The following is an 18,072-nucleotide window of genomic DNA, read 5'->3' as shown; positions in this document are numbered from 1 at the left end:
GGTTTGCTGATGCCTTTGTTAAACAAGCGCAAAAATTGCTTTACCCAATTTTACCGAATTATGTAGTTTTGCGATCGCAAAGAGCAATGAAGGAAAAATCCACACTACAAGTCCGTAAGGCTATTTATTTTACACATTGAGCAAGAATTCGTTTCATATATATTAAGTATGGCTTTGGCTAAAATCATAGTGTTTTTATTAAACGCAGAGGAACGCTGAGGGTTTTGGAGGATGATTTGCTTTATAACTCTTTTTCTATTTTGGCGATCGCTGTACTATACCAATAAAGGCATCTTCTAAAGAAAAAGGAATCGGACGTAAAGAATTGATGGTAATTTGATTAGCTTTTAAAAGTTGAGTTAGTTGATTTATTTCCTGTTCGGGGCGATCGAGAACAATGTGTAAACTATCAGCGAAAATCGAGACGCGCCAAGACTCAAAGTGTTGTTTTAGTATTTTAGAAGCTACTTGGTTTTGATTGACAATAATTTCTATTAATTGTCCCGGCTGCGAGGCTTTGACAGAACTGGGTGAACCTTCAGCGACGGTTTCTCCTGCAACCATAAAACTCATGCGGTTGCACTGTTCAGCTTCTTCTAGATAGTGCGTTGTCACTAAAATAGCTGTACCGTTGCGGGCGAAATCATTAATCAGCTTCCAAAACTGGCGACGCGCCAACGGATCTACCCCTGATGTTGGTTCGTCTAAAAACAAAATATCTGGTTCGTGCATCACGCAAGCACCGAAAGCAACTCGCTGCTTCCAACCACCTGGTAGCTGCCCTGTAATCATATTTGCTTGTCCTTCTAAGCCGCAGGTAGCGATTACCCAATCAATTTTTTCCCGTCGAAGCTTGCGAGGTACGCCGTAAACTCCGCTATAAAATTCGAGATTTTGCAGAATAGTTAAATCGTCGTAAAGAGTGAATTTTTGACTCATATAACCAATGCGTCGCCGTAAGTCTGCACTACGTAGATTTCCTGTTTCACCACCCAAGGAAATTTCACCGCCACTTGCTCCTAGTAATCCACACAGCATCTTAATGGTGGTGGTTTTGCCAGCACCATTAGCACCTAACAACCCAAAAATTTCCCCATAGCGAACTTCGACGTTGACATCTTTAACGGCTTGGAACTTGCCAAAAACACGGCTGAGGTTGCGAGCATATATTGCTAGCGCTGAGTGCTGAGTGCTGTTAGCGGAAGCGGGGCGTTTAGCCCGTGCTGAATTGTCCCCCTGCTCCCCTGCTCCCTGCTCCCTGCTCCCTGCTCCCTGCTCCCTACTCCCCCACTCCCCTGCTCCCCTCTTCCGATAACGAGGAAATGGAAAAAATTGCGGTGCAGAACCTTGTTGTCGCAAGCGCATGACAAAAACGTTTTCTAATGTGGGTTCGCCATATTCGATACTGGGAGAAGGTAAGTGATGTTGTTGCAGTAGTTCGCGGACTTGGGTTTCGCCAGAATTTATATCTTCAACGAGGACATCCAAGCGATCGCCAAAAGTTTGCACATCTACTATATTTGTCTGAGTAGCCTGGGAGAGTATTTCTTCTGTAGCTTCTAGGTTGGCTGTTCGCACTTCTAAGCGATGCAAGCCTAAGTTAGCCCGTAACTCTTTGGGTGTGCCAATTTCATGAATTTGTCCACTATACATCAAAGCCACGCGGTGACAGCGTTCAGCTTCATCTAAATATGGTGTCGCAACTACAATTGTCATCCCCTCGGCTGATAATTCCCCCAGTACATCCCAAAACTCCCGCCGGGAAACTGGATCGACACCCGTGGTAGGTTCATCTAATAACAATACTTCTGGTTGCGAAACCAAAGCACAACACAGCGCCAGCTTTTGTTTCATCCCACCAGAAAGTTGTCCCACTAAGCGATCGCCAAATCGCTCTAAATTCATTAATTTTAAATATTTATTGCGGCGTTTTCTTAATAAATCATCTGTTACTTGCCGCAACCCTGCTGCATAACGCAAGTTTTCATCAATACTCAAATCCAAATACAGCGAAAACTGTTGAGTAAGATAACCTGTTATTAATCGGGCATCTCGTGCAGGTTGATTAAATATTTGCACCTCTCCTGCGGTTGCTTCCATCACACCGCCCAAAATGTGAAATGTACTAGTTTTCCCCGCACCATCAGGGCCAATTAGTCCAAACATTTCACCTTTGTAGACACTCAAATCAATTCCTCGCACAGCAGCTAAGTTTCCATAGTGCTTGTGCAAACCGCGAACTTCAATTGCTGTGGTTGTGGTTAGCAAACTAGATGATGGAGGTAAGTTTCGAGAGAAAGTAGTAATTTGCTGTTTCATTCCCTTCAGCGTCCTAGCTTGAAAAGTGGTGTAATGGTTTCAGAGGATGGAGTGTACACGAAGATACCTTTTTCATAGTTGGCAATGAAATTTTTTAATCGGGACTATCTTAAAAATGCTAAATATTTCCCCCCTGCTCCCTGCTCCCTGCTCCCTGCTCCCTACTCCCCTGCCCCCTGCTCCCCTGCCCCCTGCTCCCTGCTCCCCTGCTCCCTACCCCCTACCCCCTGCCTTCAAATTAATTTCGGCATCTGCTGGCATCCCCATTTTGGCGCAGGGTAAATCTGATTCCCTATAAGGTTTTTCGGGGTTAAAGCAGCTATCAGGGTTTTGAACTTTGATCCGAATTCCTACTACTTGCCTGACTCGATCTTTTTGAAAGTAAATATTTTCTGGTGTAAATGAAGCTTGCGGATCGATGGAGATTACTTTACCTTCTAATGGTTTTTTTGGTGCAGAATCAATGAAGATTTTTGTTGTTTGTCCTAGACGCACTTTGCCAATATCGCCTTCGGGAATAAAACCTCTAAAATACACTGTTTTGGGGTCAACAATTGTCAAAATATTAGTCTGACTGCTAACTATTGCACCTGGTTCGACATTACGGGCTGTCACTACTCCATCTAAAGGACTAACTACATTTAAATCTTTTTTGGAGTCTGCAATCTGGGTAAGGATTTGCTGATTTGATGCTTGGGCATCTTTCACTTTGGCACGGGCAGAGTTGACTTTTGCCTGTGCAGATTTAAGTTGAGCATAACTTTGCTGTTGCTTTCTAACTAAAGCTGTTAACTGGGCGTTGCGAATATCAGGATTGAAACCTGTAGTATTAACTTGAGTTAACGCTCCTGATGTAGCCTTTAATTGCTGGCGTTCGGCATTAACTGCTGCAACTCGTGCTTCTAGGGTTGCGATCGCGGTATCTAGAGTAGTTTGGGCTTGATCGAATTGTTGTTGATTGACTGCCCCTTCTTTTACCAATTGGGCATAGCGATCGCGGTTGATTTTTGCTAAATTAACTTCTGCTGCTGCCTGTTTAACTTGTGCCTGTGCTTGCACTAATGTGGCTTGGGCTGCTGCGACATTTGCTTTTGCCTGCTCAATTCTTCCTTGGGTATCTCCTTGAGACTGCTGTAAATTCAGTTTGGCTTCGTTAATTTGGCTGTTAATTTCTTGAATTTCTCTACTGACTCGCTCTACATCTGAAATTGCCTGTTGTTCATCATACCTAGCAGATGTCACTCTCGCTTGACTACCAAGTAGTTGTTGTTGCAGCAATCGATCGTCTGTGTCGTCTAACTTAATTAACTCTTGCCCCTTTTTAACTGCTGCCCCTTCCCGCACGGCAATTGTCTCAATTCTTCCAGAACGCTTGATCCCGATCTCGGTTTCATAACCCTCAATCCGTCCACTAACTTGCAGTACATTTGGTGATACTTGCGGTTGAGAGCGCCACACCGCGTAGCCAATACCACCAGCCACCAGCAGCACCCCAATCGGTAAAAGGATCGGTTTCTTGCGGTTTTGCTGCTTCGATACTGCATCTTTGAAATTTTCCGGGGATGTTGGGATAGTCTGAGTCATGGTATCACCCTGGATTGTGAAAAATATTTTGTAAATTGAAAACTTTGAATTCTGTGTCATATACTAGACTGTCTAGTATGATAAGACAAGATATAAGTCAAAAAGTTTACTTTTCATGCCTATAAACCCTACTTTCCACCTAGAAAATACTTTACCTGCGATCGCTCCCAAGCAGGAGCAAATCTTGCAAGGAGCCATACAGGTATTTTTGAAGGAGGGTTACGCTAGAACAAGTATGGATCGTGTTAGCGCGGCGGCTAGAGTATCTAAGCAAACAATATACAGTCACTTTCAAGATAAAGAAGGGCTGTTTAAAGCGTTGATAGAACGGTTGACCCTTGCTTGTTTTCAAAGTATTTTTTGCACAGAAAATTTACATGGCGAACCAGCGATTTTTTTGCGTCAAATTGCTAAAATTTATTTAACCGAAGTCGCTGATAATCCCGATTATTTGGCATTATTGCGTTTGATTATCACCGAGTCACAAAACTTTCCAGAACTAGCCAAACTTTATACTCAAACCGTTGTGCTACGCGGTCGGCAAATGCTGAGTCAGTATTTCGGATCTCATCCAGAATTAAGAATCACCGATCCAGAAGCAATGGCTCATATTTTTTTTGGTTCGCTGGTATCTTACGTGATTTTACAAGAGATGTTGTATGGAAAAGAACTTACATCTTTATCACGCGATCGCTTGCTAGATAGCTTAATAAATGCGGTTATGAGCCAGTCCTTAAATATGGTTACTCAGGGATAATGGGTGTATTTGTTTGAGATGATCGAGTGAAATCACAAGTAAAATATTATGCTTAGTCAATTACCGAATTGCATTACTAGCCCTTCATGGTGGCAACTGATCGGATGGATTGCCGATCCGATTGGATTTCAGCAAAAGTATAGTCAAGAGTATGGAGATATTTTTTCCATGCAACTAGCTGGACTCGGTTCTTATGTAATTCTTAGTCATCCCCAAGCCATTCAAGAAATTTTCAGTCAAGATTCTAAATTTGATATTGGTCGTGGTAATAAACTTGCAGAGCCTCTGATTGGGCGAAATTCTCTCATGTTAATAGATGGTCCCCGGCATCGACGAGAACGAAAATTATTAATGCCTCCCTTTCATGGAGAAAGGCTACAGACTTATGCTCAACAAATCTGCTTAATTACCGAGCAAATCGCCAGTCAATGGCAAATCAATCAACCTTTTGTGGCTCGTTCTGCCATGCAGAAAGTTAGTCTAGAAGTAATTTTACAAATTGTCTTTGGTTTAAGTGAAGGGGAACGCTATCAACTAATTTTACCTCTACTAACTAGTTGGTTGGATATGACTGATTCTCCTTTGCGCTCTAGTATGCTATTTTTCCGATTCCTACAACAAGATTGGGGAAAATGGACTCCTTGGGGGCAGATGAAAAGTAGACAAAACTATATTTATCAGCTACTTCAAGCAGAAATTGAAGAGAAAAGAACAAAGAACAATCACCAGGGTGATGTTCTGAGCTTAATGATGGCAGCACGGGATGAAAATGGGCAAGCAATGACCGACGATGAATTAAAAGATGAATTGCTGACAATTTTATTTGCTGGACATGAAACTACTGCAACAACGCTAGCCTGGGCTTTCTATCAAATTCACCAAAATCCAGATGTCCTCTCAAAATTGCAGCAGGAACTCGACAGCTTGGGAGAAAATCCAAACCCGATGGAAATTGCTCAACTTCCTTACTTAAGCGCAGTTTGCCAAGAAACCCTGCGGATGTATCCAGTCCTTCCAGGGCTTTTCCCACGCATTACCAAATCATCCATAAATATTGCCGGATATCAGTTTCCTCCTGACACAACTTTAATGCCAAGTATCTACCTTTTGCATTACCGAGAAGACTTGTATCCTAATCCTCAACAATTTAATCCCGAACGTTTTTTAGGACGCCAGTATTCCCCTTGGGAGTTCATTCCTTTTGGTGGTGGAAGTCGGCGCTGTTTAGGATATGCCCTAGCTCAGTTAGAAATTAAATTAGTCCTCGCAACAGTTTTATCTAATTATCAACTTACTTTAGTAGAAAATAAACCTATTAAACTGCAACGACGTGGATTTACCCTTGCTCCGAATGGTGGAGTTCGGATGATGGCTATTAAAAAACTTATTTAACGTGAGTTCGACGGCTCTAAAAACCCCACTTCCATTCCTCTCCCCCACTCTTCGAGAGGCTTTGAAACCCTAATTTTTTCGTTAGAAACTAAGAATATTTCTGCCCCTCTCCGCCTCCAAGAGGGATTGGGGAGAGGTTCATCGAACTCACGTTAGTTTAGCTGTATATTATTCAAATTTTTCTAGAGTGAAATCATAACCAGCTTCTTTGACTAGTCTGGTAGATTCATCCTTGCTTTCAAATTGTTGCATTTGAGTACGAAAAGCTTCATCATTAACTAGCTTTTCATAGAAAGCTCTGACATTTTTAAGAGACATAATTTTCTCCTTAAATAACTACTTCAGGTAGAGCAACTTCATGCATTAACTCGGATGGATTATAATTGTCGGTTATAACTTGTGGACAACGCAGACAAGCTGCTTTGCCTTCTTGCTGCCACCAACGGCAATCTCTTCGTATAAAACAGGGAGGAAGTTCTTCTACTACAGCAGGTAATTTTTCTGCAACTCTCGTTGCTAGACGACAATCTTTACCGTCAAAATGCTGACAATCTTTTGATGCACAAGGGGCAGCAGTGCGAAAAATTTCAGTGGGTGTAACTGGGCTAGCTTTTGCTAACAGTTCATCTGTAACAGGTAGTGGCTGCTTGAGATAAGTTACACGCGCTTGGCTCGCTTTTTTGCCAACTATACCAAAGACTATACTGTCTGCCAGTTCTGGTCTAGCACTAGGACACAGTGTAGTCTTATCAACAGGAATTTCCATGATTTGAAGCTTTAGCGAAGATGATTTTTTACTCAATCAGGACTTACGCAAAAATAATTGAAAAGCCTATTATTCCGTAGTGGTAATTCATGAATTACTGCTACTTACGACATATTTTGCGTAAGTCCTGTCAATATCTAAGCTTTAGTATCTGTTGCAATCAGTCCCACGATTATTGGAGGAGGACAAACAGATTTAAAACCTGCGATCGCAGGTTGAGTTTTACCTCCTACAATATTTGCCACTTCTTCATCAGATAAACTTGATAAACCTTCGCTTGCATCTGGAATTTGATTTCTACGTGCTAACGCATTGTTTACTGCTTCATTAATCAAATCATGAATTTCAGTTTGATTGTTGTACTCTCTGTTTTCTCTTTTCATCTTGATTATTCCCACTCACTAATTTTATTTTCAGTTTACTGCTCATTGGGGAGTATGACAAAATAAAGTAATCACATAATATATTGAAGATAAAACTCTCAATAAATGCTTTATTTACTTCGCCACATTCTACTTAGAGGATGCTTAGAAAGTATTTTTAATAACATCAAAAAATTGGTAATTCCCCCCCTAGTTTACTGCGAGATCGTGAGAGTTGAAAAGTCTCTCCCCTTTAAGGGGAGAGATTTAGAGAGGGATTTTTAATATACTTTACGACTTTCTAAACAACCTTTAAGGTTTCATAAAATATTAACACTAAAATTCTATTATTTTGTTGTAACTTAAAATCTTCCTACCTTTCCCACTTTTCCCACTTTTTCCGGTTTTTAAGTATTCAATTTTCCCAGTTTTTCAGTGTTAACGTTAACAGATAACTTCTTTAATAAGGGCAAGCACACATGATTTCATCAACCCATTGTTGGATAAAAATGTTGTTGAGAAAATAGCCTATCTAATACATTTGAGTTTAAGTGTATAATTAGCAGCTTCTTCTCCAAAGCTAATAGAAAGCATATCTGTATGAATAATACCTGGATTGAGGGGTATAGCTGCCATACCATTCGGCAATTCTTGTGCCAAAGAACGAGTTAATCCTTCGATTGCCCACTTAGAAGCGCAGTATGGTGCAACGCCTAGCTGAAGTCGAACGTCCCCAGCCAGAACTAAAGTTAACAATAATACACCGTTTCTTTTTCACCTTTGGTGTACCTTGTTAATTCTGTGCAATTTAGCGTTGCATAATTGAAGTATGAATTTGAGCGATCGCATGATTCATACTTCGATTCAGCAACGCCGAAAATAAAATCAAAAATATTGGCAAAATTCAAATCACACTTCAATTGGTACAGGTTTCTCCATAGCTCACGCTTGGATTAAAAGCAGCCGACGATCAAATCCAAGGGCGTAACTTTCTGTACGGATGCTTACTTCACCCCGGATACAGAAGAAGGCCGCCCTAGAAATGCCTGTTTGATAGGAGCGCATGGTTAGGCCTTTGGGGTGGACGATGGAAGTGGACAGACTTCCATAGCTTGAATCAAGCCGTGTTCAAAGGTGAATCGATGGCCCACGTGTTCATCGGCAAGAACTGCGTAAGCCTTGTCACGCACGACCTGATGCACATCGACCAAAATGCGCCCGCCCTCCTCCAAGTAAAAGGAAACCGGCTCGACGTGCGGATCGATCTCGCTCCATTGCTCCGTCCAGTAAGCGCGAACTTCTTCAGGCCCACGGACAAAACCGCCTTTGAACGCTCTCGGCCAAACCACGTCCAAAGTCATGAGGGCAAGGGCAGCGTCAATGTCTCGCGCGTTGAAGGCTGCGTAAGCCGCACGGAGCAGTTCGATTAGGAGTGCTCTTTGATCTGACATAAGAGGTATGGTGAACCAGATGCAGTAAGGACTAACAATTTATTGTACAGAGTTTAGCTGAAGCTTTTTTATCGACACTATCATGCCTGATGTCAGGTTTATTTCCAGGATTTCCCATTTTTAATTCTTCTATTGTAAGGAAGGTTGTTTTATATATATAGGACTCATATTTGATTGGGTGAAAAAACTCAGTACACCTTAGAGGATGTTTGAAAAGTGTTTGACTGTGATTAAAATCACCCCCCTTAGTCCCCCCTTGTAAAGGCTTTCTGGGGCAGGTTTTTTTGATTAGACAAATTTTTGGGATTTTAAAACCAAAACCATTGTCTGAGAACTTAAAACTACGTTCAATAATTGAGAACATTCTCAACTATTTATCGAAAGCCTAAAAGCCTGCCCTTGAAAGCCTTGTAAAGTGGGGAAACAAGAAAAATCTGGTTCCCTCCCCTTTATAAGGCTACGGTGTACACACAAGTTTGCCCAGAGCGAGCTTCCAGCCAAAAAAGGTGGATTCAAATTGCTCAAGTCCGCGGCTCAAAGTAGTAATACCGGGAGGTTTTTGGGATTTGTAACCAGACCAACCACCAAGCCGAGCGATAATCCAAGTCGCCCAAGCAAGAGTTGAAGGAGGATAGGGATTTTGTTGCAGTCGAGTTTTACCTTCTAAAGTAGGAGCAATAGTAGATAAATATTGCTGTTGCTCATGAGAAAAAGCAATATTTGCCGGTAAATCAGGATGATCCCGTCCACCAATCAGTTGTAAAATTCGCACAGCAACAGACAAGGCTAATATAGTTAATCGTTGAATGGCGGTAACCGACTCTAATTGGGTGGCTTCGAGATTTAATCCGGCAGTTTTGAGTGTGGCAAACAGTTGTTCAATTCGCCATCGCCATGTGTACCATCGAATCACCTGTAGTGCTTGTTCTAAACAAACGACTTGGTGGGTAGTGAGTAATCGCCAATGAATCGGTGCTTGACCTGATGGTGGGTTGACTTCAACTGCTTCCACTGCGTAAAGTGTCACACTAGGGGGATAATCTTGCCCATTCAACTTATCTGGACGTTGAATTTTCACTACCGCACGGCGAACAATTAATAATGCCTCCCTTGCTGTTCTACTTTGGCGTGCATCTGACGGCACATTGACTGTATAAGTACCCTCACTGGGCTGTTCATTTAAGTATGTATAAAGTGATTGGGTTTTTCCCACAAGGCGACGGTCAATGCGCGCTCTCACCAACACATGATTGTCTTGATTTGGGACTGTAGCAAATTCCTCATACATATCGCTTTCGCGGTCGGCGATGTGAGTCACTATTTTGGCATTGCCAATAGTTAAACATCTTTGCGTTTCTTCGGCAGAACGTAGCCACTTGTATGATTCTTTCTTTTCTATTGGTAATCGGCTGTAATTGCGCTCATGCTTATCCTGATGGTTAATATCTCTCGTCCACAGTTGTACTGTACTTATCCCCAAGGGAAATCCATTTGCTGCATCTAATACTAGTGTTGGATGAATATAAAATCCTACATCCGTGTTGTTTCCGACTACACCGACACCCTTTGCTTTCAACCTGCCTACATGAGACTGCAAGTTAATTTCGCTTGTATCACTGATAGCTAATATATGCTTTCCTTCTACATGAGTTACGCATTCGTCTGATAGGCTTCGCACTAATTCCCCTACTGTCACATTCTCATTCTCCAAAAACCGATAGTATCCTACTTGTTCGGCTCTATTTTTACTTATTTGGCGAATGCTCACTGATTGATTTTTTCCCAAAGCTTCGTACAATGCTGCCCCCTTTTAGAGAGTCGCGGGTCTCCAAATGCTTTTCCCTCAACTGCTTGCGCGTGTCTTTTGATTGGATTTTCCATCACCTTTTTCTCCCCACAACTCCTTCCCTTATTACTTTACTTGGACTTGTGTGTACACCGTAGCCTTTATAAGGGGAGGGTTAGGGAGGGGTAAAAAATATTTGATACATCAATCACGACTTTTTAAACAACCTCTTAGAAAGCTTTCTTTCCTGTTCCCTATTCCCTATTCCCTGCCTATCGCGCTTGCGCTGCGCTTCTGTGCGAGACGCTTTGCGAACGCGCACCACACAAGTAAATTCTCCGAATCAAACCGGATTCCTATAGTCTCCACCTTTGTATCTTTGAAGCAGTAGGTGTTCGATACCGATACGGCTAAGGCTCTCACTTTCACTTTTGAGGGTTTGTAGTAAGCACTTTAGTGCTTAGAAAATAAGGACTAAAGTCATTACCACAAACTTGCTTACCTATCAATTTAAACTTGACAAACTACTACCTGAAAATCATTCTTTTCGACTATTATTTGCGTAAGTCTTATTCACTTTTTGCTGTCTGGCTGAAGACTCGATAGTATAGTGACGTACTCGTTTCCTTTAAGGGAAACAGCAGATAGGTGAGAGGATTTATTGCCACAATAATATTTCGGAAGTCACGCCGCGCCAAAAATAAGATCGCACGAGCAACTTGCTGTGCAGACATCACTCCATAAGGATTCAGTTGACTCTTAAACGGGCCAAGAATTAACTTGCGAATGACACAATCCCCATCCAAACGCTTGAGCGTAACAATATCTCCTAGCGCTCTTTTGCTGAGTTCATAAAGCGGACTCAGTGCTGGAGAAACCTCAGCCTCAGAAGTGTTTACCCAAATTTCCTTGGTTGCTTTTGCTTGTGGCCCTGTTACAGTTGTCAAAAATATATCTATCAACCGCAATGCTGAAAAGGTATTCACTTCATAAGAGGAATTGATCGCCTCCGATGTGCGGCTGGCGTAGACATTGACTCCATGATTGATAATTAAAATATCTACTTTCTCTAAACTATCCTTCAGATTAGCTTCATTGCCCAACTGCCAGGAAACCACTTTTACCCCAAGCTCTACTAATTTTTCTGGATTAGTAGTTAATGCCACGACTTTAGCATTATTCTTGACAAGTTCAGCTGCCAACGCTTGCCCCAACGCTCCTGATGCTCCAGTTAAAGCGATGGTTTTACCTTTGAGAGACAGTCCTGTACCCAGAATTTTATCAACTAAGGGAAAGACGCCACTGTAGTAGGCGTTAACATCATCAAAATGATGTCGCCAATGGTAAGACCGATTCACCCACCAAATGGATGGAATTGTCTCTAAAGGGCCGGGTAGGTGGTTGTAATCTGTATCAATTTTTCCTTGAAAATATCGCACAGACGCGCCATACAAAAAGGTGCAAGCGTAAGCTACTCCTAGCCATAACCCCATTTGCTGGACAATTAAGGCAACGACTACCAATACCACCAGCAGTAGACTCGACTCTAAAATGTCGTGATAAAGCTGCGATTCTTGATAAACTTTCAGAGAAACTATCGATAAATCGCGGCGATAAGCCATGTGGTGCTTGTTGTGCCATTTAGCAAGCCAATTGACTTGGTGACACAAAGCATGGTAGCTGTCTCTCAATATCTCAGCAAGTAAAAGTGAGAAGAGTGCCCAACTAGCAAACTGTAAGCTGGCATTTAGCCAAACCCAATTAATTTGTAAGCTTGTCTCAATTCCTATCAAGTTTTCAGCTAGCATTTTTATCATGTTTGTCTATACTCGTTTTTGTTAATCATTCTTCACGATCTGATAAAGGTACGTTCAGGTCGAGTTTAGAGCAAATTCAAATCAAAGGGAATGGGGGACAAGGGGATAAGGAGAAATAAGCAATGCCCAATTACGAATTAGTTACAGCGTATTCAGGTAAATTCTGCCCCTGCACTTGCAGCCACATCTGCCAAATCTTGTTGAGAAGTCTGGACTATAACTTCTAATGCAATTCGAGTGTGCATGACCCAACAAGTTGTACCTACGCAATTGCCCTACCAGTGGAGTGACAATCTCTGCAACAGGACAGCCAGAAAGTCTATGAATATTCATAATTCACCTGACGCTGAACATCAAGGGGACACTATGACTAAAATTTTAGTGATTGAAGATGAGCCAGAAAGCCGAGATATATTTTTAGACAGTTTAGAAGCAGAAGGGTTTGAAGCGATCGCATCCAGTGGTCAGATAGCTGGCAGGATGAACTTAAATCTACTTACGCCCTAGCAAGAGGTGTAATATAACAACAATTAGCAGCAAAATTACAACAGGATATAGGTTTTGCTTCTCGATTTTATCGAGTGATTGCTACCTTGCTTGCAAATCGATTACAGGAAATGTTCAGCCGGCTCGGTTATGGCAGACGCATTTATAGCAAAGGTCAATCACTGGATCAAAATGTTGAATATGAGGATGAACTGGATTCTAATATTTTAGATAACATGGCACTGGCTGGAACAAGATTTGATTGGATGTTAAGCTCACTCTTTAATGTATAGTCAAGGAAATCCCGTTATCTTTGGGTTTTAAATTGAGAATAAACGGAACAGCTTTCAATACCCAATCGGACACGGGTGTATAATTAGCAGCTTCTTCTCCAAAGCTAATAGAGAGCATATCTGTATGAATAATCCCCGGATTTAGGGGTATAGCTGCCATCCCAGTCGGCAATTCTTGCGCCAAAGAACGAGTTAATCCTTCTATTGCCCACTTGGAAGCACAGTATGGTGCAACTTGGGCTGAAGTAGAACGTCCCCAACCAGAACTAAAGTTAACAATAATACCCCGTTTATTTTTCACCATTGCTGGTACGAAATGGCGAATTATATTCGCTACTCCTTTGATATTGATATCTATCAGATCGGAAAATTCTTCAGATGGTATTTCCCACAAAGGTGCTAGGTAATTAGTAATTGCCGCATTATTAATTACTATATCTGGCGGTGCATATTTTTGAAGTATGTCTTGGGCCCATTTTTTTACAAGCTGTTCATTTGCCACGTCTACAGATGTGAAATCATTGGGCGCACTAAACTTTTGGCGTATTTTATCAATAGCATCTGATGAACGGGCGCAACCAATAACAGTATGTCCTTGTTGAATAAAACCCTCGGTCATGGCATAACCTAGACCTTTGCTTATGCCTGTAATCAAGATGAGTTTAGTCATATTTTTCTGCTATTCCTGACAGCAAGAAATAATTCCTAGTAAAAAATAACCACTACCTCGTGTTGTCAGGATAAATTCTGGGTTATTGGGATCGGATTTTACCTTTGTCCGCTTTTCTAGAGATATGCACATCTACCACATGAGTATCTGTATGAACCTTTGGTACAAAACCTCATAATTATAACACTTATAATCGCAAAAAAATATTTCCCGAATGATTGTTAAAGATATAGAAATTGACTTCGAGCGTAAAAAAGAGTCCCGATTAACTGCATTCCGTCAGCTAGTACAACTTATTGCTAAACTTTGACCCATTTCAGCACATCAGGATCTTTATCATAACGGTAGGTAAAGCCGTCTCTGGCAGTAATCGATTCGCCTTTGCTTGCCTTACTTCTAATAGTTTTAATAGAATAAAAAGTTAATTCAGCCATTTCCTGATGAGAAAATCCTTCACTTATGACTTTTTGAGTTAATCTTTCTAATTGATTTTGGGATTCATTATTAGGTAAACTGTCTGTGCTAACGCGGCTCTTTTCTACAGAGGTATAGATAGCTGTTTTTTGAATCCGATAATCTTTCACAGTCAAAAGTTGCCAACTGGAATCTTGTGTAAGCTCTAGAACCCATTGATGATAATCAAATAGACTTTCCCTATGCCCAACGCTGATAAACGTTGTTTTCGTTTCTTGTAATTGTCTATATAAATTACCTTCGTTCTTTAAATCTAAAGCACTTGTTGCTTCATCTAATATCGTGAAATGAGGATGAGTCACTAATAGGCGTGCGAAAGCAAGGCGTTGTTGTTCTCCTAGCGATAATATGTTTTCCCAAGGAAGCTCTGTATCAAAACTATCAACTCGACTTAGCAAGTTTTGCAGGTTTACTTGTTGCAATACTTCTTTGAGTTCTGCATCGGTCATTTGACGATTTCTATTAGGATAAAGTAACTGTTCGCGCAAAGTTCCCAAAATTATATAAGGACGTTGAGGTAAAAATAAAACTTCTTCTAGGGGAGGTCGCACCAGACGACCAGTCCCTGCATTCCACAAACCTGCGATCGCTCTCAATAAAGAACTTTTACCTCGACCACTCGGCCCAACAATCAATAAACCTTCTCCCGGTTGAACAGACAATGATAAGTCTTCAACGATTAGCTGCTCGTAGTTGGGCGTTTGTAAGGTAACATCCTCAAAAGCCAGACGGTTTTCTTCGATTGTTTTGATGTTACTGACATTTTCTGGTTGTTTAGTTACTGTTTCTAAAGCATCTGAAAAATTAGCTAAACGCTCAACATAACTCGAAAATCGTCCAGAAGTTCCAAATTCATCTATTAATGTTGCCAGACCATTAGCAAACATACTGCAAGCTACAACTGCTTGGCTAACTTGTCCGAAATCAATTTCACCTCGAATATATACAGGTGCAAATATTAAATATGGAAAAATTTGGATTACAGAGCGGTATCCTCTATTAAAAATATCTTTATTTCTTTCCCAATTAATCTTGCTTTCAGAATTTTGAAAAAGATTATTAAATCTTCGCTGAATGATATTTAATTCTTGGTTTTCTCCCCGGAAGAAAGCTATAGATTCAGCATGATTACGAACATGAGTTAGGCTATATGTATAATCAGCTTTAGATTCAAGTTCTTCTTGAGTAATCTTATCTAATTCTTGACTCAAGTAAACAGCAATCAAATTGCCTATAATCGTATAAGTAAGTAGAAATGCAACAGCAAATTGGGAAATTGACCAAAGAATTATTAAAAAAGTCGCCATTTCCAGGATTTTTTCTAACAAAGTAGCTGAAAAATTGAGAGCAGTCCTGGCAATAGGTTCGATTTCTTGAGATAGACGTTGGTCTGGGTTATCAATATCGGAGCTAAAATTGATTTTATAATAAGCGCGATCGCTAAAATATTTTTCTAAAATCTGCTGATTGAGCCATTGATACCAATCAAGGGCAATTTTTTTTCTGACAAATTTAGTAAATCCTGTCAAGAACGTGATTAAGAGCAGCCCAAGGGCGTAAAGTGATAACGTACTAAAAAACTTAGAAGTATCTTTATCTTGAATAATGATATCGACTAAATAGCGATCGACAAAGCTATTAAAGGCAGTTACGCCCACAAGCCCAATTATTAATAAGATTAGGAGAATGAGCATCCCCCATGTTTGAATTACATCTGAAAATGCTCTTTGCCCTGGCTCTATTGGAAACCAGTAAGGACTAGCGATCGCTTTTACATCCTCCCAAAATTGAGTAAAATTAGAAAGGAAAGAAGTATTTTTTGAAGGTTGATTAGAAATAACTTGAGCTTGCATATTATACCTCTTATAAAAATAATTTTTAGGATGATAAATTTTTGTAAAATATTGTTTTTTATTTCATTAGCTATAGCTAGAAAATAAAAAAATGCAGTATTAATCCTGATTATTTAAACAAAATCATCATATCATAAAATAATTTTGCTATATTTCTAGTTATAGAAATATAGCAAAGCAATTCAATGATAAATTCCCAGCATTACTTTTGTTCTGGGATGAAAAATTACGAACTCCAAACTTCAGGATTGACAATGTAAGGCGGCTTCTCGCCTTGAAGCACTTGAAGTATTTGATTAGCTGCGGAAAGTGCAGCAGCCATACCAGCTTCAGGTGTCACTCCAGCCAAATGAGGGGACAAAATTATATTGTCAAACTCATATAAAGGATTATCAAGAGATGGGGGTTCAGGCTCAAACACATCAATTGCAGCCCCTGCTATCAACTTTTCGCGTATGGCTGTAACCAAATCTCGTTCGCGAACTACCTTTCCACGAGATGTATTGATCAAGAAAGCAGTAGGCTTCATTTTCTTGAAAGCTTCTAAAGCAAACATTTCATAAGTTTCATCAGTTAACTCAGGATGCAAAGATACAAAGTCAGATTCAGTAAGTAGGTAGTCTAAATCTTGTACTAAGGTTGCACCGGCTGCTTCTGCTTTACTGATTGGGACATAAGGATCGTATGCTAAAACTCGCATTTGAAATGCTGTACTACAAATTTTAGCAACAGCACTACCAATCCTTCCCAAACCGACAATACCAAGGGTTTTTGCTTCGACTTGAATTGGTTGTACCTGATTACGAATCAAGTAGTTTCCTGTTTTGACACACTGATTGAGAAAAGTAAGCTTTTTAGCAAGTGCTAAAATCATGGAAATCGTGTGTTCTGTAACAGCAGTTGTTGATAACCCAGGATTATTAACTACGACAATTCCCTGTTGTGTTGCAGCCGCAATATCAATTGCATCAGTGCCAAATCCAGAGGTACTAATAACTTTTAAATTTTTTGCTAATCGAATCGCTTCGGCATCTAATTTAGCAGGATAACGGACAAATACGCCAGATACGTCTTGAATAGCTTCATGGATTTGATGCTGCGTTGGTTCTTTGATAATCTCGATATTAGTGTATTCTTCTAGAAGCTTTTCACCTGTTTCGTGATACATTCTCCCAATTAAAAGAATCTTGTGATTTTTAGTAGTCGCTGGGGAAGTTTGAGGAAAAATAGCTGTCATCTTAATTAACCTTAACTTATTTGATACAAAGATGTTTTAGACTCAACAGTTGATGAATGAAATTGCTGAGATAATTTCATTGTTTCTGTCAGCAAACTAGAATTAGATGTGGCTGACTCTAATAGCTGAGATAAGTTTTCGGCAATGGTAGTTAAAGGGTCGATCGCTTGAATAGAATCAATGCCATTAAGCTTGAGATATTTGGCAAGGATATGAAATTCTGTACAACCAGAAATAAAGGAACGAGTATTATATTTATCTAACAAATGTTGAACGTCTTCAAGAATTGTTAGTGGGTTTTGTCCTCGTTTTAGTACTTTAAAAATCATCTCATGAATCAAGCGGTGATCTTTTTCATCTGGAGAAATAATCCGATTTGCAGCAGTACAACCTCGCTCAAATAATTTTTTTTTGTAAGTACCTGTACCTGCAAATAAAAGGGCCGGCTCATCATGTTCTTGCAGTTGTTGGTCTGCAATTTTAATTAAGGAAATTACTTTATTAGTCTGATCCTCTGGAAGATGAGCCAAAGCATAATGAGCAGTACAACAACCAATCACTATACGATCGACTAATTGATTAAGTTTTTCTAAATGTATTTGCACAAAATCAATGAATTCTCTTTCATTTCCGCTATGAACTGAAGTTGTGCGATCTGGTGCAGAGGGAAGTGAGAAAACAATAACGTTGGGTGCTTCTTGTTCGTTGTCGATATACTGGTTGTATTCATAAATGGTTTTAAGGAATTCAACGGTAATTACAGGCCCCATTCCGCCTAAAACCCCAAGCACTGGTAGTTTTTTATTCATAAACTTTCTCCAAAAC

The 18,072-nt window shown here is 40.3% G+C and carries 17 protein-coding genes; 4 read left to right on the top strand and 13 right to left on the bottom strand.

The window, feature by feature from the left end; genetic code table 11:
- Window positions 1-255 precede the first annotated feature (255 nt).
- Together ACR5KR_RS05005 and ACR5KR_RS05000 are read right to left on the bottom strand one after the other, a co-directional pair.
- Complete coding sequence (locus tag ACR5KR_RS05005; RefSeq protein ID WP_448265698.1) at window positions 256-2,319, bottom strand: ATP-binding cassette domain-containing protein; 2,064 nt, start codon at window positions 2,317-2,319, stop codon at window positions 256-258.
- Between the two features lie 213 nt (window positions 2,320-2,532).
- Window positions 2,533-3,903 carry an HlyD family secretion protein gene (locus tag ACR5KR_RS05000; protein ID WP_445627513.1) on the bottom strand — a complete coding sequence of 457 codons (1,371 nt, stop codon included), beginning with the start codon at window positions 3,901-3,903 and terminating at the stop codon, window positions 2,533-2,535.
- A 115-nt stretch (window positions 3,904-4,018) separates the two neighbouring features.
- Between ACR5KR_RS05000 and ACR5KR_RS04995 the strand changes: the two genes are divergently transcribed.
- Window positions 4,019-4,660 carry a TetR/AcrR family transcriptional regulator gene (locus ACR5KR_RS04995; protein WP_448265697.1) on the top strand — a complete coding sequence of 214 codons (642 nt, stop codon included), beginning with the start codon at window positions 4,019-4,021 and terminating at the stop codon, window positions 4,658-4,660.
- 48 nt (window positions 4,661-4,708) lie between these two features.
- On the top strand, window positions 4,709-6,052 hold the full coding sequence (locus ACR5KR_RS04990; protein ID WP_445627515.1) for a cytochrome P450: 1,344 nt from the start codon (window positions 4,709-4,711) through the stop codon (window positions 6,050-6,052).
- A gap of 168 nt (window positions 6,053-6,220) precedes the next feature.
- Here ACR5KR_RS04990 and ACR5KR_RS04985 read toward each other — a convergent pair whose 3' ends face one another.
- The 7 genes from ACR5KR_RS04985 to ACR5KR_RS04955 form a co-directional block, all read right to left on the bottom strand.
- Window positions 6,221-6,370 (bottom strand): Nif11-like leader peptide family natural product precursor, encoded by a 150-nt coding sequence (locus ACR5KR_RS04985; RefSeq protein WP_445627516.1) that lies wholly within the window; start codon window positions 6,368-6,370, stop codon window positions 6,221-6,223.
- A 10-nt stretch (window positions 6,371-6,380) separates the two neighbouring features.
- On the bottom strand, window positions 6,381-6,818 hold the full coding sequence (locus ACR5KR_RS04980) for a nitrogen fixation protein (RefSeq protein ID WP_445627517.1): 438 nt from the start codon (window positions 6,816-6,818) through the stop codon (window positions 6,381-6,383).
- A gap of 137 nt (window positions 6,819-6,955) precedes the next feature.
- Window positions 6,956-7,201, bottom strand: coding sequence for a hypothetical protein (locus tag ACR5KR_RS04975; protein WP_445627518.1), 246 nt, complete (start codon window positions 7,199-7,201; stop codon window positions 6,956-6,958).
- Window positions 7,202-7,708: 507 nt separating this feature from the next.
- Window positions 7,709-7,936: an SDR family NAD(P)-dependent oxidoreductase gene (locus ACR5KR_RS04970; RefSeq protein WP_445627519.1), complete on the bottom strand. Its 228-nt coding sequence runs from the start codon at window positions 7,934-7,936 to the stop codon at window positions 7,709-7,711.
- A 311-nt stretch (window positions 7,937-8,247) separates the two neighbouring features.
- Window positions 8,248-8,631 carry a nuclear transport factor 2 family protein gene (locus ACR5KR_RS04965; RefSeq protein ID WP_445627520.1) on the bottom strand — a complete coding sequence of 128 codons (384 nt, stop codon included), beginning with the start codon at window positions 8,629-8,631 and terminating at the stop codon, window positions 8,248-8,250.
- A gap of 457 nt (window positions 8,632-9,088) precedes the next feature.
- Entirely contained in the window at window positions 9,089-10,417 is a 1,329-nt protein-coding gene (locus tag ACR5KR_RS04960) for an IS4 family transposase (RefSeq protein WP_448270096.1), read from the bottom strand.
- Window positions 10,418-10,986: 569 nt separating this feature from the next.
- Window positions 10,987-12,234 carry a bifunctional sterol desaturase/short chain dehydrogenase gene (locus tag ACR5KR_RS04955; protein WP_445627521.1) on the bottom strand — a complete coding sequence of 416 codons (1,248 nt, stop codon included), beginning with the start codon at window positions 12,232-12,234 and terminating at the stop codon, window positions 10,987-10,989.
- Window positions 12,235-12,600: 366 nt separating this feature from the next.
- On the opposite strand from ACR5KR_RS04955, the gene ACR5KR_RS04950 reads away from it, so the two are divergent.
- Both ACR5KR_RS04950 and ACR5KR_RS04945 read left to right on the top strand, forming a co-directional pair.
- A complete protein-coding gene (locus ACR5KR_RS04950; protein WP_448265696.1) occupies window positions 12,601-12,741 on the top strand; it encodes a hypothetical protein in 141 nt (46 codons plus the stop codon).
- A gap of 110 nt (window positions 12,742-12,851) precedes the next feature.
- Entirely contained in the window at window positions 12,852-13,013 is a 162-nt protein-coding gene (locus ACR5KR_RS04945) for a hypothetical protein (RefSeq protein WP_448265695.1), read from the top strand.
- Here the strand turns inward: ACR5KR_RS04945 and ACR5KR_RS04940 are convergent.
- The 4 genes from ACR5KR_RS04940 to ACR5KR_RS04925 all read right to left on the bottom strand — a co-directional run bounded on the left by ACR5KR_RS04940 (window position 13,003) and on the right by ACR5KR_RS04925 (window position 18,056).
- The gene (locus tag ACR5KR_RS04940) at window positions 13,003-13,683 is read right to left on the bottom strand and encodes an SDR family oxidoreductase (protein WP_448265694.1); all 681 of its coding nucleotides are present in this window, start codon (window positions 13,681-13,683) and stop codon (window positions 13,003-13,005) included. The two genes, ACR5KR_RS04945 and ACR5KR_RS04940, sit on opposite strands and share 11 nt — an antisense overlap.
- A gap of 299 nt (window positions 13,684-13,982) precedes the next feature.
- Complete coding sequence (locus tag ACR5KR_RS04935) at window positions 13,983-16,010, bottom strand: ABC transporter ATP-binding protein/permease (RefSeq protein WP_448265693.1); 2,028 nt, start codon at window positions 16,008-16,010, stop codon at window positions 13,983-13,985.
- A 226-nt stretch (window positions 16,011-16,236) separates the two neighbouring features.
- Entirely contained in the window at window positions 16,237-17,247 is a 1,011-nt protein-coding gene (locus tag ACR5KR_RS04930) for a hydroxyacid dehydrogenase (RefSeq protein WP_448265692.1), read from the bottom strand.
- A gap of 11 nt (window positions 17,248-17,258) precedes the next feature.
- Window positions 17,259-18,056 (bottom strand): aspartate/glutamate racemase family protein, encoded by a 798-nt coding sequence (locus ACR5KR_RS04925; RefSeq protein ID WP_448265691.1) that lies wholly within the window; start codon window positions 18,054-18,056, stop codon window positions 17,259-17,261.
- Window positions 18,057-18,072 lie beyond the last annotated feature (16 nt).

The organism is Nostoc sp. DSM 114159 (assembly GCF_053470285.1).
The sequence above is the reverse complement of the archived record's forward strand: the minus strand, read 5'-3'. Positions and strand labels throughout refer to the sequence as shown.

What these genes read in the sequence shown, in the direction of transcription:
- ACR5KR_RS04985 (WP_445627516.1), bottom strand. Translation starts at nt 6,370, where the DNA reads ATGTCTCTTAAAAATGTCAGAGCTTTCTATGAAAAGCTAGTTAATGAT.
- ACR5KR_RS04940 (WP_448265694.1), bottom strand. Translation starts at nt 13,683, where the DNA reads ATGACTAAACTCATCTTGATTACAGGCATAAGCAAAGGTCTAGGTTAT.
- ACR5KR_RS04925 (WP_448265691.1), bottom strand. Translation starts at nt 18,056, where the DNA reads ATGAATAAAAAACTACCAGTGCTTGGGGTTTTAGGCGGAATGGGGCCT.
- ACR5KR_RS04935 (WP_448265693.1), bottom strand. Translation starts at nt 16,010, where the DNA reads ATGCAAGCTCAAGTTATTTCTAATCAACCTTCAAAAAATACTTCTTTC.
- ACR5KR_RS04980 (WP_445627517.1), bottom strand. Translation starts at nt 6,818, where the DNA reads ATGGAAATTCCTGTTGATAAGACTACACTGTGTCCTAGTGCTAGACCA.
- ACR5KR_RS05005 (WP_448265698.1), bottom strand. Translation starts at nt 2,319, where the DNA reads ATGAAACAGCAAATTACTACTTTCTCTCGAAACTTACCTCCATCATCT.
- ACR5KR_RS05000 (WP_445627513.1), bottom strand. Translation starts at nt 3,903, where the DNA reads ATGACTCAGACTATCCCAACATCCCCGGAAAATTTCAAAGATGCAGTA.
- ACR5KR_RS04950 (WP_448265696.1), top strand. Translation starts at nt 12,601, where the DNA reads ATGACTAAAATTTTAGTGATTGAAGATGAGCCAGAAAGCCGAGATATA.
- ACR5KR_RS04930 (WP_448265692.1), bottom strand. Translation starts at nt 17,247, where the DNA reads ATGACAGCTATTTTTCCTCAAACTTCCCCAGCGACTACTAAAAATCAC.
- ACR5KR_RS04995 (WP_448265697.1), top strand. Translation starts at nt 4,019, where the DNA reads ATGCCTATAAACCCTACTTTCCACCTAGAAAATACTTTACCTGCGATC.
- ACR5KR_RS04975 (WP_445627518.1), bottom strand. Translation starts at nt 7,201, where the DNA reads ATGAAAAGAGAAAACAGAGAGTACAACAATCAAACTGAAATTCATGAT.
- ACR5KR_RS04955 (WP_445627521.1), bottom strand. Translation starts at nt 12,234, where the DNA reads ATGATAAAAATGCTAGCTGAAAACTTGATAGGAATTGAGACAAGCTTA.
- ACR5KR_RS04945 (WP_448265695.1), top strand. Translation starts at nt 12,852, where the DNA reads ATGTTCAGCCGGCTCGGTTATGGCAGACGCATTTATAGCAAAGGTCAA.
- ACR5KR_RS04990 (WP_445627515.1), top strand. Translation starts at nt 4,709, where the DNA reads ATGCTTAGTCAATTACCGAATTGCATTACTAGCCCTTCATGGTGGCAA.
- ACR5KR_RS04965 (WP_445627520.1), bottom strand. Translation starts at nt 8,631, where the DNA reads ATGTCAGATCAAAGAGCACTCCTAATCGAACTGCTCCGTGCGGCTTAC.